The organism is Mammaliicoccus sp. P-M58 (assembly GCF_022386165.1).
GTDB lineage: Bacteria > Bacillota > Bacilli > Staphylococcales > Staphylococcaceae > Mammaliicoccus > Mammaliicoccus sciuri.
On the sequence record NZ_JAJNJI010000003.1, the window covers coordinates 153,146 to 165,782 of the forward strand.

Sequence of the window (12,637 nt, forward strand, 5' to 3'; positions counted from 1 at the left end):
AAGTATTAAGGAGGTGCCAAAATGAAATTACATGAATTGAAACCAGTTAAAGGTGCTCGTAAAGAACGTAACCGTGTCGGTCGTGGTATGGCTACAGGTAACGGTAAAACAAGTGGCCGTGGTACTAAAGGTCAAAAAGCACGTTCAGGTGGCGGTGTTCGTTTAGGTTTCGAAGGTGGTCAATTACCATTATTCCGTCGTTTACCAAAACGTGGATTCACTAACATCAACCGTAAAGAATATGCAATTGTTAATCTTAATCAATTAAATCGTTTCGAAGAAGGAACTGAAGTTACACCAGCGTTATTAGTAGAATCAGGTGTTGTTAAATCTGAAAAATCTGGCGTTAAAGTTTTAGGAAACGGTTCATTAGAAAAGAAATTAACAATAAAAGCTCATAAATTCTCAGCTTCAGCAATTGAAGCAATCGAAGGTAAGGGCGGAACGCATGAGGTGATCTAATGTTTGAAACGATCATTAGTTTTTTGAAGACTAAAGATATTCGTAACAAGATATTATTCACACTAGCAATGCTCGTTATATTTAAAGTTGGAACTTATATTCCAGCTCCTGGTGTTAATCCAGATGCTTTTAATCAAAATAAAGGTTCGCAAGGTATTACCGATTTGTTTAACACATTCGGTGGAGGTGCCTTGCAGAACTTCTCAATTTTAGCAATGGGTATTATGCCTTACATTACTGCTTCAATCGTAATGCAATTATTACAAATGGATGTTGTACCTAAGTTTACAGAGTGGTCTAAACAAGGTGAAGTTGGTCGTAAAAAGATTAATCAATTTACACGTTACTTCACAATTGTATTAGCCTTTGTTCAAGGCTTAGGTATGTCGTATTCATTTAATAATATGCTTGGTGGTAATTTAATTCAAAATACTTCAGTCTTAAATTATGTGTTAATTGCACTTGTTTTAACTGCAGGAACAGCTTTCTTAATGTGGTTAGGTGAACAGATAACACAATTTGGTGTTGGTAATGGTATTTCTATTATTATCTTCGCTGGTATTTTATCTTCAATGCCAAACTCATTAATACAGTTTTACCAACAAAGTTTTGTTGGTGCAGATGATACAACTATGGCTTGGTTAAAAGCGATTGGCTTATTCTTAGGTATGATTTTACTTACTGTTGGTGCAGTTTATGTACTACAAGCAATTCGTAAAATTCCTATCCAATATGCTAAACGTCAAACTCAAGGCGCAGGTGGTTCATTATCTGCAAATGCAACATATTTACCTTTAAAAGTTAACTCAGCTGGTGTAATCCCTGTAATCTTTGCGATGGCATTCTTCATGCTTCCGAAGACATTAACATTATTCTTCCCTGATCAAGAATGGGCGCAAACAGTTACAAATTATGCTGATCCATCTCATAATATTGGTATGATCGTATACGTTGTTTTAATTATAGCTTTCGCATACTTTTATGCATTTGTTCAGGTTAACCCTGATAAGATGGCTGAAAACTTACAAAAACAAGGTAGTTATGTTCCAGGTATTAGACCTGGTGAACAAACTAAAAAATACATCACTAAAGTGCTTTATCGTTTAACGTTTGTGGGATCAATTTTCTTAGCATTTATTGCTATTATTCCAATTCTAGCAATTAAGTTAATGAATTTACCTCAAGCAATACAAGTTGGTGGTACTAGCTTACTAATCGTTATCGGTGTTGCAATTGAAACAATGAAAACTTTAGAAGCTCAACTCAATCAACGTGAATATAGAGGCTTTAGAAGACGATAAGCAAGTAGGAGGGTTTTTATGAACATCATTTTAATGGGTTTACCTGGAGCAGGTAAAGGTACTCAAGCGAGTGAAATTGTTAAGAAATACCCTATTCCTCATATCTCAACTGGTGATATGTTCCGTAAAGCGATCAAAGAAGAGACTGACCTTGGTAAAGAGGCTAAATCTTATATGGATCGCGGGGAACTTGTACCAGATGAAGTGACTATAGGTATCGTTAGAGAAAGACTAGCTGAAGAAGATGCGAAAAAAGGATTTTTACTAGATGGTTTTCCTCGTACAGTTGAACAAGCTGATGCATTAAATGAAATTTTAAGTGACTTAGATCGTAAAGTAGATGCTGTTATCAACATCGAAGTTGCGGAAGAAGAACTTATGAATCGTTTAACTGGTAGAAGAATTTGTGAAGTATGTGGAACAACTTATCATTTAGTATTTAATCCACCAAAAGTTGAAGGTGTTTGTGATCTTGACGGTGGTAAATTATATCAACGTGAAGACGATAACCCTGAAACAGTAGCAAATCGTTTAAGTGTTAATGTTAAACAAACTAAACCACTTTTAGATTTCTATGAAAATCAAGGTGTCCTTAAAAACATCGATGGTTCTAGACAAATTGATAATGTTACTGAAGATGTTATTCAAATTCTTGAATCATTATAGTAATGACGCTTTCACCCCGAATTCGCCTAGCTTTAGGTGATTCTTGAACGCGTGAATGCGTTCAATTTTAAGAATCAAGATAGTATTTAGGTTTTTGGAATACAATCGGAGTGATTACAAGAAGCGATAAGTATTTGAAGTGTTGTCGAATGCAAATCTTAAGTATTAAATCATCCCAATTTTATAAACCTGTGCTTATTCTATGTGATTTAATCACCTAAAGTATGTCTCTAATTTTGGACCAGGTTTTAAAACATGAAATACGTTTTTATTTCACGAGAATGAATAGAAAAAGGGGGAAATGATCATGGCTAAACAAGATGTAATCGAATTAGAAGGTACAGTATTAGATACTTTACCAAACGCTATGTTTAAAGTAGAATTAGAAAATGGACATGAAATTTTAGCACACGTTAGTGGTAAAATCCGTATGAACTATATTAGAATTCTACCTGGCGACAAAGTAACAGTTGAAATGTCTCCGTATGACCTAACACGCGGAAGAATCACTTATCGTTATAAATAATCGTCACTCCAAATACAAGGAGGTATACAAAGATGAAAGTAAGACCATCAGTAAAACCAATTTGCGAAAAATGTAAAGTTATTCGTCGTAAAGGTAAAGTAATGGTGATTTGTGAAAATCCAAAACACAAACAAAAACAAGGCTAATAAAAGAGAGGTGTAAATAAATGGCTCGTATTGCAGGTATTGACGTACCACGTGAGAAACGCGTAGTAATCTCGTTAACTTACGTATATGGTATCGGAAAAACAACAGCACAAAAAATTCTTAAAGAAGCAAACGTATCTGAAGACACACGTGTTCGCGATTTAACTGATGACGAATTAGGTCGTATCCGTGAAGTTGTAGATGGTTACAAAGTTGAAGGTGACCTTCGTCGTGAAAGAAACTTAAACATTAAACGTTTAATGGAAATCGCTTCATACCGTGGAATTCGCCACCGTCGTGGTTTACCAGTTCGTGGTCAAAACACTAAGAACAATGCGCGTACGCGTAAAGGACCAGTTAAAACAGTAGCGAACAAGAAAAAATAATAAGTAAAGGAGGCACATATAAATGGCACGTAAACAAGTTTCTCGTAAACGTAGAGTTAAAAAGAATATTGAAAGTGGTGTAGCTCACATCCGTTCAACATTCAACAATACAATCGTAACGATCACTGATGATTTCGGTAATGCATTATCATGGTCTTCAGCAGGTGCGTTAGGATTTAAAGGTTCTAAAAAATCAACACCTTTTGCAGCTCAAATGGCTTCAGAAACAGCTTCAAAAGCTGCTATGGAACACGGTTTGAAAACTGTAGAAGTAACAGTTAAAGGTCCTGGCCCAGGTCGTGAATCAGCGATCCGTGCGTTACAATCAGCTGGATTAGAAATCACAGCAATTAAAGACGTAACACCAGTTCCACATAACGGATGTCGTCCACCAAAACGTCGTCGTGTATAATTTTTGTTAGTTCTAATGTTCAAGAGTCACTGGATAGAAATTAATAAAGTTTAATCGACGTTTATAAGGAGGATATATTTAAATGATTGAAATCGAAAAACCTAGAATTGAAACAATAGAAGTTAGTGATGATTCTACATTCGGTAAGTTCGTTGTTGAACCGCTAGAACGTGGTTATGGTACAACACTAGGCAACTCCTTACGTCGTATCCTATTATCTTCATTACCAGGTGCGGCAGTTAAAAATATCGAAATTGAAGGTGTACTTCACGAATTCTCAGCAGTTGAAAATGTAGTTGAGGATGTTACTACTATCATTATGAACATCAAGAAATTAGCTATAAAAATCTACTCTGAAGAAGATAAAACACTTGAAATCGATATTAAAGATGAAGGTGAAGTTACTGCGAAAGATATCATGCATGACAGTGATGTTGAAATTTTAAATCCAGATTTAAAAATTGCAACAGTTTCTAAAGGTGGACACCTTAAGATGCGCTTAATTGCTAATAAAGGTCGCGGATATGCTTTAGCTGAACAAAATAACACAAGTGATTTGCCAATTGGTGTCATTCCAATCGACTCACTTTATTCTCCAGTAAATCGTGTGAACTATACAGTTGAAAATACACGTGTAGGGCAAAGTAGTGATTATGATAAATTAACAATCGATGTTTGGACAGATGGTTCGTTATCTCCTCAAGAAGCTGTTTCTTTAGGTGCTAAAATCATGACTGAACACTTAAATATTTTTGTTAATTTAACTGATGAAGCACAAAATGCTGAAATCATGATTGAAAAAGAAGAAGATCAAAAAGAAAAAGTACTTGAAATGTCTATCGAAGAATTAGACTTATCAGTACGTTCTTATAACTGTCTAAAACGTGCAGGAATTAATTCTGTACAAGAATTAGCAGACAAATCTGAGGCAGATATGATGAAAGTTCGAAACTTAGGTCGTAAGTCTCTTGAAGAAGTTAAATATAAATTAGAAGATCTTGGTCTTGGTTTAAGAAAAGAAGACTAATAAAGGAGGTTAATTCATGGGTTACAGAAAATTAGGTCGTACTTCTGATCAACGTAAAGCAATGTTACGTGACTTAGCTACTCAACTTATCGTTTCTGAACGTATCGAGACTACAGAAGCTCGTGCTAAAGAAGTTCGTAAAGTTGTTGATAACTTAATTACTTTAGGTAAAAAAGGTGATCTAGCTTCACGTCGTAGAGCTGCTCAAACGATTCGTGACGTTAAAATCTTAGAAGATGACAAAACAATTACTGCATTACAAAAATTATTCAATGATGTTGCGCCACGCTATGAAGAGCGTCAAGGTGGATATACTCGTATCATGAAAGTTGGTCCACGTCGCGGTGACGGTGCTGAATCAGTAATTATTGAATTAGTATAATCTATTCTTTATTGGAGTGACGAAAGTCACTTCAATCATTTCTATATAAATACAATTTATTTAACACACACAAAGCAAATGAGTGCAATGATAATGTTTACCACACATAGATATTGTCTAGCTCAGAGTACTCCACCACATTTGAATGACTTATCGCGTGAACTCGTCTATGGTGGAGTGCGCGCTTTTTTATTTTAAATCCGTTTATACGGATTTTTTTTATTGCATTTTATTTTATAATAGGTAGTATGTTTAAAGTAATTAATGCTTACAATTTCGTATGTATACTGTAAAATATATAGTAATTAACTTGTTGAAGGATGAATGTTATGGTGCAGGAAAATTTGATTAGGTTCTCGAACGTTACATTTAAATATGATGAAAATGAACCAGCTGCACTTCGCGATGTTTCGTTTAATATACGAAAAGGCAAGTGGACATCTATTGTCGGACATAATGGTTCAGGAAAGTCTACAATTGCTAAATTAATGATGGGTATTAACCAAAATTATGAAGGTGAAATCGTAGTTGATGGCATCTTACTGTCGAACGATACAATTGATGAAGTGAGAAGACATGTAGGTATTGTATTTCAAAATCCTGATAATCAATTTATTGGTTCAACTGTAGAGTATGATGTAGCATTTGGTATGGAAAATCAAAGTATAGACTATCACGTTATGCATGAAATAGTTGATGAAGTATTAACAGAAGTTGGCATGTCAAACATGAAAACATTCGAACCAAGTCATCTTTCAGGTGGACAGAAACAACGTGTCGCTATTGCAGGCATATTAGCAATGTCACCAGATATTATGATTTTAGATGAAGCGACAGCTATGCTTGATCCTGAAGGTAAAGAGAGTATTATGAACTTAATTAAATCTATTCAAAGTGAACACCTCTTAACAGTTATCTCTATTACACATGATTTAGAAGAAGCTGTTAATGCTGATGAGATTATTGTTATGAATAAAGGTGAAGTTTATAAACAAGACATACCTGAAGAAATATTTAAGCAAGGTGCCTATTTAACTGAAATTGGTTTAGACTTACCTTTTGCTATGAGAATGAACTACTTGCTCAATCATAATTATAAATATACAACATTCGAACAGTTGGTGAATCGAATATGAAAATAACATTTGATCAAGTCACCTATGACTACAGTATAAAGACACCATATCAATATAGAGCTTTAAATCAAGTTTCGACGACATTCATAGAATCTAAATTTTATGCCATTGTAGGCCAAACAGGTTCTGGTAAATCAACATTAATTCAGCACTTAAACGCTATATTAAAGCCGACTGAAGGACAATTGAAAATCGGCGATACGAATATTACGAAGAAGACGAAATCAAAGAAATTAGCGCCAGTGCGTAAAAAAGTAGGTATCGTCTTTCAATTTGCAGAACATCAATTATTTGAAGATACAGTTGAAAAAGATATTATTTTTGGACCGCTTAATTACGGTACGGATAAAGAAGCAGCTATTCAAAAAGCAGAATCTCTTATGGATTTGTTAAGCATGGATCGTAGCTTATTAAAGAAATCGCCATTTGAGCTCTCAGGTGGTCAGAAACGACGTATAGCCATTGCCGGTGTATTAGCTATGGAACCTGAAATACTTGTCCTTGACGAGCCTACAGTGGGCTTAGATCCGAAAGGCCAACATGATATGATGGAACTCTTCAATGACATCCATGAAAATCTCGGTATTACGGTTATCTTAATTTCACACCAAATGGATATCGTACTTAAATATGCGGATGAAGTTAAAGTCATTAAAGCTGGTGAAATCGTTGCAGAAGATAAGCCAGTTAATATTTTTACAAATAAAGAACTTCTGAATCAAACGCATCTTGAACCACCTAATATTATTAAACTTCAACAAGCAGTTGAGACTAAATATAATATGAAGTTTGATCAAATCGCGACAAGTGAAGAGATGTTTAAAGATATGTATGAAAAGCAGGTGAAGCCTTATGACTGATAAGTTAATAATCGGGCGATACATACCTGGTAATACAATTATCCATCGATTAGATTCACGCATGAAAATGCTGTATGTATTTATATTTATGATATTAATATTCTTTTGTAATTCATGGGCTTCTTATGGCTTTATGGTGTTAACCGTGTTAATCATCATGTATTTAGCACAAATAAGGTTCTGGTTCTTAATTAAAGGACTTACACCTGTTATGCTGCTGTTTATTTTTACGTTCATCATGCATTTAATTGTAACTAAAGGTGGACCAGTCATTATTGATTTAAAGCTATTTACAATTGAACAAAATGGTGTTGTACAAGGTGCATTTATTGTTTTAAGACTTGCGCTTTTAGTGATGATTTCTACAATAATGACGTTAACAACAAGTCCGATAAGCTTAACAGATGCAATAGAATCAATGTTAAGACCATTAAAAAAGGTTAAGTTCCCAGTACATGAACTTGCAATGATGATGTCTATATCTCTTAGATTTATCCCAACATTAATGGATGAATTAGATAGAATCATAAAAGCACAAACATCAAGAGGATCTGACGTTACTGCTGGTAGTATATTTAACAGATTAAAGGCTATTATTCCACTACTCATTCCGATGTTTATATCGGCGTTTAAACGAGCAGATGATTTAGCAGTGGCTATGGAAGCTAGAGGTTATAATGCTTCAAATCAACGAACAACCTATCGTAAATTAAAATGGAAACTAAGAGATAGTATTGGATTCGCAACAATTATTGTGGTTGCGATAGCATTATATTTATTAAGGAATTGAGGTGCAGACTTTGAGAATGTTAGTGAAAATTTCATATCACGGTGGACAGTTTATGGGATTTCAAATTCAACATCATGAACGAACTGTGCAATATGAATTTGAGAGAATTCTAAAAAGAATGCATCAAACATTTGTAAGAATACATCCTTCAAGCAGAACTGATAAAGGCGTGCATGCTATTGAGCAATATTTTCATTTTGATACACCATTAAATATTAAACCAGATAAATGGGAGTATGCTTTTAATTCAGCATTGCCAAAAGATATACATGTACAAAGTGTAGAACAAATTGATGAAGACTTTCACTGTAGGTATGATTGTGTAGGTAAAAAATATCGTTATAAAGTTTATATCGATCCAGAAAGACATGTATTTGAACATGACACAAAAGTACAACAAAAGAAACCTGTTGATATTGATTTGATGAATCAAGCTGCACAACATTTTATAGGTACACATGACTTTACAAGTTTCTGTTCACAAAAGACTGAAGTACTAAATAAAGAACGTACAATTTATCAAAGTGAAGTCGTTGAAACAGATGACGGATTTGAATTTATCGTTACAGGATCAGGATTTTTATACAATATGGTAAGAGTAATGGTCGCTTATTTAATACTCGTCGGTGAAGGGAAGAGAAGCGGTGATGATATTCATCAGCTTCTTGAAGAAAAAGATCGAAACAAAGTACCACATACAGCACCAGCACATGGGCTATATTTAGAAAAAATTTATTTAGATAAAGCAGAACTTATTGAAGAGTTTGGAAATGATATCAAAATATATAATAAAAAGTCTTCAGAAAATGTTTAAAACCAATTGACAAAAAGACAAATAAATTATATTATAGACAACGGTATTGTTTTATATCACCACCACGATAAGCCCCGGAATCTTATTGTGTTTTAAGATATAGAAGCAGGAATCAGACTAAGGAAATAAGATGTATGTATGAAGCTTTGGTACAGGTTAATATATACATCTTAACCCAGAACTTTTTTAAAATTTAGGAGGACACTATAATGCGTCAAACATTTATGGCTAATGAAGCAAACATCGATCGCAAATGGTACGTTGTTGATGCTGAAGGACAAACGTTAGGTCGTTTATCATCAGAAATCGCATCAATCTTACGCGGTAAACATAAAGTAACTTACACACCACACGTTGATACAGGAGATAACGTTATCATCATTAACGCTGAAAAAATCTACTTATCAGGTAATAAAGAACAAGATAAAATTTACTACCGTCACTCAAATCACCCAGGTGGATTAAAATCAGTATCTGCTGGTGAATTAAAAGAGAAAAACCCAGTTCGTTTATTAGAAACATCTATCAAAGGTATGTTACCTAAGAGCAAACTTGGTGAAAAACAAGGTAAAAAATTATTCGTATATGCTGGTGCAGAGCATCCACATGCTGCACAACAACCTGAAAACTACGAGTTACGTGGTTAATTAAGAGGAGGATACTACATTGGCACAAGTTGAATATAAAGGCACAGGTCGTCGTAAACATTCAGTAGCACGTGTACGTTTAGTACCTGGTGAAGGTAACGTAACAATTAACAAACGTGACGTACGTGACTACTTACCATTTGAATCATTAATTTTAGATTTAAACCAACCATTTGATGTAACTGAAACAAAAGGTAACTACGATGTTTTAGTAAACGTTCAAGGTGGAGGTTTCACTGGACAAGCACAAGCTATCCGTCACGGAATTGCACGTGCATTGTTAGAAGCAGATCCAGAATACCGTGGATCATTAAAACGCGCTGGATTACTTACACGTGACCCACGTATGAAAGAACGTAAGAAACCTGGTCTTAAAGGTGCTCGTCGTTCACCACAATTCTCAAAACGTTAATATATGTCGAATATATCAAGGTTTCAACACTTCTCGAACAACTTCGAGGAGTGTTTTTTTGATTTTATGGACTAGTTGTATTGAGTTTGTCATAATTATAGAAGTTATAATGATTTCAAGTAAGTTTATTCTTAATAAAAGTTCAATTAAGGAGATATTATGAATGTATTGATAGATCAATATAAACGCCTTTCTGCAGGTTCAAGACACGTGCTTATTCGTGAGAAGGATAATAAAGTAATAACTAAAGGTAATAATAAAAATGGCCAATGCAATGTTGATTTATGGCGTAATATTAAGCTACTTAGTGCTGGGAATGTAAATAAAGCAAGAAATACTGGTAATACACATTCAGTAGGATTAATGCATAGTGGTTCAGTTATTGGAAGCGGGAATAATCAGCATGGACAAATTGACGTACATGATTGGCAAAATGTAATAGATATCGATTGTGGTCGGATGCATACAGTAGGTATATTGAAAAATGGCAGCGTGCAAGCAATCGGGAGAAATACTGAAGGTCAATGTAATGTATCTTCTTGGAATAATATCATTCAAGTTTCTGCTGGAGATTGGCATACATTAGGTCTGTCTATAAATGGTACAGTTGTTGGTACTGGTAATAACACAAGAGGACAGATTAACGTTTCAGATTGGAACCATATAAAACAAATTTCAGCAGGATATCTTCATTCATTAGGATTAAAACAAGATGGAACAGTTATAGCAACAGGAGATAATAAATATGCTACTTGTGATATAGAATACTGGAAGAATATCGTGTATATTTCTGCAGGTAGCTATCATTCTGTAGGGTTAACTCAATCAGGAAACGTAGTAGCAACCGGTAAGAATGATAATGGACAATGTGATATAACTGAATGGGAAAATATCATTTGTGTAAGTGCAGGATCAGACTATACTATTGGAATGAATAAAGATGAAGAAATTTTAATAGCTGGAAATAATGAATGGATTAACTTGTAATATAAATTGTATAACTTTAAAACACTTCTCGAACAACTTCGAGGAGTGTTTTTTTATGTAATGGTATAATATATTCCATAACCTTACAGACTAAAAGGAGACTTTTCGATGTACAAACATATTTTATTTGACTTGGACAATACGTTATTAGATTTTAATGCTGGTGAAAGGGAAGCGATTAGGGCGGTTTTTGAATCTGAGGGTATTGTGTTTAATGATTTGAATTTTAAACAGTATCAGGATATTAATAAGCGTTTATGGATAGAGCTTGAGCAGGGCAAGGTTTCTAAGGATGATGTGTTAACGACTCGCTTTAAAGAGTTCTTTGAGCTATTTGATTTAAATGTTGATGCGCGTGCTAAAGAGGCTATTTTTAGAAAGACATTGAATGATAATCATGAGCTGGTTGATGGTGCGAAAGATATATTAAATTATTTGAAAGAAGCGGGTTATCATCTTTATAGTGCTTCTAATGGTGTTTATGAAACTCAGATGAAAAGAATGCGTGATGCAGGTATTTTTGATTATTTTGATGATCATTTTATTTCTGAGAAAATTGGATTTGAAAAGCCTCATAAACAATTTTTTGATTATTGTTTAAGTGGTGTTAAAGATGATGATGTGTCACATTATTTAATGATAGGAGATACGTTAACCTCTGATATTGCTGGTGCGCATGAATATGGAATTGATTCATGTTACTTTGACTATCAAAATCTTGGCAACGGCGATCTTGCGACATATGTTATAAATCAATTAGAAGCGTTAAAGGATATATGTAAATAAAAATTTATTCGAGCATAAAGCAGTCAGACTGTTTTATGCTTATTTTATCGAAAAACGATAATTTTTATTGATAAACAATAAAAAAGGTGTTAAACTTTTATTGAAAAACGATAAAAGGGAGAGATTTCAATGAATAAAATTAGCAAAACTGAAAAACGTACTTATATGATTACGATAATTACAATGATCATTAATACTTTGATGCTGGGTCTTGTTCTTGTACGTTTCTTTATCAAAGTACCTGTAAGTACAGCATTTAATTTAAAGGATGGCGTATTCTATTACTTAATGTGCTTTACTATTCAATCGTTGTTAACAGTAGTTTTCTTTATATTTGTTCTAAGTTTTCTAAAAAATATCAATGAAAAGGACTTCTTTAATTCTGGGAATTACAATAAAATATTCTATTCTTCAATCATTATTATGATATATGCTACGTTAAATACTATGAAAAATAATATTGGTGTGGATGTAACATATAAAGAGTTATTAAATACTGCACCATTTACAACGGTATTATTGTTGAATATTTCTTTAATGATGTTAAATTTCCTTACGATTTATAATGAATCTAAATCAATAAAAAAAGAAAATGATTTGACTGTTTAAGGGTGACAAGATGATAAAAATTAAATTAGATGAAATATTAAAAGAGAGACATGTTTCTCTGACTGAACTTGCTCAAGAGGTAGATATTACGATTGCAAATTTATCTATTTTAAAGACTGGAAAAGCTAAAGCTGTTAGGTTTAGTACGCTAGAAGCAATATGTGAATACTTGGATTGTCAGCCTGGTGACATCATGGTTTATGAAAAGGATGCAGAGTGAAGTTAAACTTTGTTATTTTTGCACTTGAATCGTATATAGCGTATTCTAAATGTAATAAATGAATGAAG

At 33.7% G+C, this 12,637-nt stretch carries 19 protein-coding genes; all 19 read left to right on the forward strand.

Annotated elements, in window-relative coordinates; all coding sequences use genetic code 11:
- Nucleotides 1-21: 21 nt before the first annotated feature.
- Nucleotides 22-462 carry a 50S ribosomal protein L15 gene (rplO, locus tag LQ694_RS04495; protein ID WP_218697226.1) on the forward strand — a complete coding sequence of 147 codons (441 nt, stop codon included), beginning with the start codon at nt 22-24 and terminating at the stop codon, nt 460-462.
- Nucleotides 462-1,763: a preprotein translocase subunit SecY gene (gene secY / locus LQ694_RS04500; protein WP_058611897.1), complete on the forward strand. Its 1,302-nt coding sequence runs from the start codon at nt 462-464 to the stop codon at nt 1,761-1,763. Before rplO ends, secY begins: the two co-directional genes overlap by 1 nt.
- Nucleotides 1,764-1,781: 18 nt before the next feature.
- Entirely contained in the window at nt 1,782-2,429 is a 648-nt protein-coding gene (locus LQ694_RS04505) for an adenylate kinase (RefSeq protein ID WP_025906780.1), read from the forward strand.
- Between the two features lie 307 nt (nt 2,430-2,736).
- Complete coding sequence (gene infA, locus LQ694_RS04510) at nt 2,737-2,955, forward strand: translation initiation factor IF-1 (RefSeq protein WP_001118443.1); 219 nt, start codon at nt 2,737-2,739, stop codon at nt 2,953-2,955.
- A 32-nt stretch (nt 2,956-2,987) separates the two neighbouring features.
- Complete coding sequence (gene rpmJ / locus LQ694_RS04515; protein WP_003156543.1) at nt 2,988-3,101, forward strand: 50S ribosomal protein L36; 114 nt, start codon at nt 2,988-2,990, stop codon at nt 3,099-3,101.
- Nucleotides 3,102-3,121: 20 nt separating this feature from the next.
- Entirely contained in the window at nt 3,122-3,487 is a 366-nt protein-coding gene (gene rpsM, locus LQ694_RS04520; protein ID WP_048541062.1) for a 30S ribosomal protein S13, read from the forward strand.
- A gap of 22 nt (nt 3,488-3,509) precedes the next feature.
- Nucleotides 3,510-3,899, forward strand: a complete 390-nt coding sequence (gene rpsK, locus LQ694_RS04525; RefSeq protein ID WP_025906484.1) for a 30S ribosomal protein S11 — start codon at nt 3,510-3,512, stop codon at nt 3,897-3,899.
- Nucleotides 3,900-3,981: 82 nt separating this feature from the next.
- The gene (locus LQ694_RS04530; RefSeq protein WP_025906483.1) at nt 3,982-4,926 is read left to right on the forward strand and encodes a DNA-directed RNA polymerase subunit alpha; all 945 of its coding nucleotides are present in this window, start codon (nt 3,982-3,984) and stop codon (nt 4,924-4,926) included.
- A 16-nt stretch (nt 4,927-4,942) separates the two neighbouring features.
- The gene (gene rplQ, locus LQ694_RS04535) at nt 4,943-5,308 is read left to right on the forward strand and encodes a 50S ribosomal protein L17 (RefSeq protein WP_025906481.1); all 366 of its coding nucleotides are present in this window, start codon (nt 4,943-4,945) and stop codon (nt 5,306-5,308) included.
- A gap of 329 nt (nt 5,309-5,637) precedes the next feature.
- Entirely contained in the window at nt 5,638-6,444 is an 807-nt protein-coding gene (locus tag LQ694_RS04540) for an energy-coupling factor transporter ATPase (RefSeq protein ID WP_096791999.1), read from the forward strand.
- Entirely contained in the window at nt 6,441-7,304 is an 864-nt protein-coding gene (locus LQ694_RS04545) for an energy-coupling factor transporter ATPase (protein ID WP_218697228.1), read from the forward strand. Before LQ694_RS04540 ends, LQ694_RS04545 begins: the two co-directional genes overlap by 4 nt.
- The gene (locus tag LQ694_RS04550) at nt 7,297-8,094 is read left to right on the forward strand and encodes an energy-coupling factor transporter transmembrane component T family protein (protein WP_096792001.1); all 798 of its coding nucleotides are present in this window, start codon (nt 7,297-7,299) and stop codon (nt 8,092-8,094) included. Before LQ694_RS04545 ends, LQ694_RS04550 begins: the two co-directional genes overlap by 8 nt.
- A 10-nt stretch (nt 8,095-8,104) precedes the next feature.
- On the forward strand, nt 8,105-8,908 hold the full coding sequence (gene truA / locus LQ694_RS04555) for a tRNA pseudouridine(38-40) synthase TruA (RefSeq protein ID WP_065381683.1): 804 nt from the start codon (nt 8,105-8,107) through the stop codon (nt 8,906-8,908).
- A 209-nt stretch (nt 8,909-9,117) separates the two neighbouring features.
- Nucleotides 9,118-9,555: a 50S ribosomal protein L13 gene (gene rplM, locus LQ694_RS04560; protein ID WP_025906474.1), complete on the forward strand. Its 438-nt coding sequence runs from the start codon at nt 9,118-9,120 to the stop codon at nt 9,553-9,555.
- Between the two features lie 19 nt (nt 9,556-9,574).
- Nucleotides 9,575-9,967 carry a 30S ribosomal protein S9 gene (gene rpsI / locus LQ694_RS04565; RefSeq protein ID WP_025906473.1) on the forward strand — a complete coding sequence of 131 codons (393 nt, stop codon included), beginning with the start codon at nt 9,575-9,577 and terminating at the stop codon, nt 9,965-9,967.
- Between the two features lie 159 nt (nt 9,968-10,126).
- Nucleotides 10,127-10,954, forward strand: a complete 828-nt coding sequence (locus LQ694_RS04570) for an RCC1 domain-containing protein (protein ID WP_096792010.1) — start codon at nt 10,127-10,129, stop codon at nt 10,952-10,954.
- A gap of 108 nt (nt 10,955-11,062) precedes the next feature.
- Nucleotides 11,063-11,740, forward strand: coding sequence for a YjjG family noncanonical pyrimidine nucleotidase (locus LQ694_RS04575; RefSeq protein ID WP_096792011.1), 678 nt, complete (start codon nt 11,063-11,065; stop codon nt 11,738-11,740).
- 129 nt (nt 11,741-11,869) lie between these two features.
- Entirely contained in the window at nt 11,870-12,349 is a 480-nt protein-coding gene (locus LQ694_RS04580) for a hypothetical protein (protein WP_096792012.1), read from the forward strand.
- A 10-nt stretch (nt 12,350-12,359) separates the two neighbouring features.
- Nucleotides 12,360-12,569, forward strand: a complete 210-nt coding sequence (locus LQ694_RS04585; protein ID WP_025906456.1) for a helix-turn-helix domain-containing protein — start codon at nt 12,360-12,362, stop codon at nt 12,567-12,569.
- Nucleotides 12,570-12,637: the final 68 nt, after the last annotated feature.

Bases quoted from the DNA above. Each gene is read 5' to 3' on its own strand.
- rplO (WP_218697226.1), top strand. From the start codon at position 22: ATGAAATTACATGAATTGAAACCAGTTAAAGGTGCTCGTAAAGAACGT.
- secY (WP_058611897.1), top strand. From the start codon at position 462: ATGTTTGAAACGATCATTAGTTTTTTGAAGACTAAAGATATTCGTAAC.
- LQ694_RS04505 (WP_025906780.1), top strand. From the start codon at position 1,782: ATGAACATCATTTTAATGGGTTTACCTGGAGCAGGTAAAGGTACTCAA.
- infA (WP_001118443.1), top strand. From the start codon at position 2,737: ATGGCTAAACAAGATGTAATCGAATTAGAAGGTACAGTATTAGATACT.
- rpmJ (WP_003156543.1), top strand. From the start codon at position 2,988: ATGAAAGTAAGACCATCAGTAAAACCAATTTGCGAAAAATGTAAAGTT.
- rpsM (WP_048541062.1), top strand. From the start codon at position 3,122: ATGGCTCGTATTGCAGGTATTGACGTACCACGTGAGAAACGCGTAGTA.
- rpsK (WP_025906484.1), top strand. From the start codon at position 3,510: ATGGCACGTAAACAAGTTTCTCGTAAACGTAGAGTTAAAAAGAATATT.
- LQ694_RS04530 (WP_025906483.1), top strand. From the start codon at position 3,982: ATGATTGAAATCGAAAAACCTAGAATTGAAACAATAGAAGTTAGTGAT.
- rplQ (WP_025906481.1), top strand. From the start codon at position 4,943: ATGGGTTACAGAAAATTAGGTCGTACTTCTGATCAACGTAAAGCAATG.
- LQ694_RS04540 (WP_096791999.1), top strand. From the start codon at position 5,638: ATGGTGCAGGAAAATTTGATTAGGTTCTCGAACGTTACATTTAAATAT.
- LQ694_RS04545 (WP_218697228.1), top strand. From the start codon at position 6,441: ATGAAAATAACATTTGATCAAGTCACCTATGACTACAGTATAAAGACA.
- LQ694_RS04550 (WP_096792001.1), top strand. From the start codon at position 7,297: ATGACTGATAAGTTAATAATCGGGCGATACATACCTGGTAATACAATT.
- rplM (WP_025906474.1), top strand. From the start codon at position 9,118: ATGCGTCAAACATTTATGGCTAATGAAGCAAACATCGATCGCAAATGG.
- LQ694_RS04570 (WP_096792010.1), top strand. From the start codon at position 10,127: ATGAATGTATTGATAGATCAATATAAACGCCTTTCTGCAGGTTCAAGA.
- LQ694_RS04575 (WP_096792011.1), top strand. From the start codon at position 11,063: ATGTACAAACATATTTTATTTGACTTGGACAATACGTTATTAGATTTT.
- LQ694_RS04580 (WP_096792012.1), top strand. From the start codon at position 11,870: ATGAATAAAATTAGCAAAACTGAAAAACGTACTTATATGATTACGATA.
- LQ694_RS04585 (WP_025906456.1), top strand. From the start codon at position 12,360: ATGATAAAAATTAAATTAGATGAAATATTAAAAGAGAGACATGTTTCT.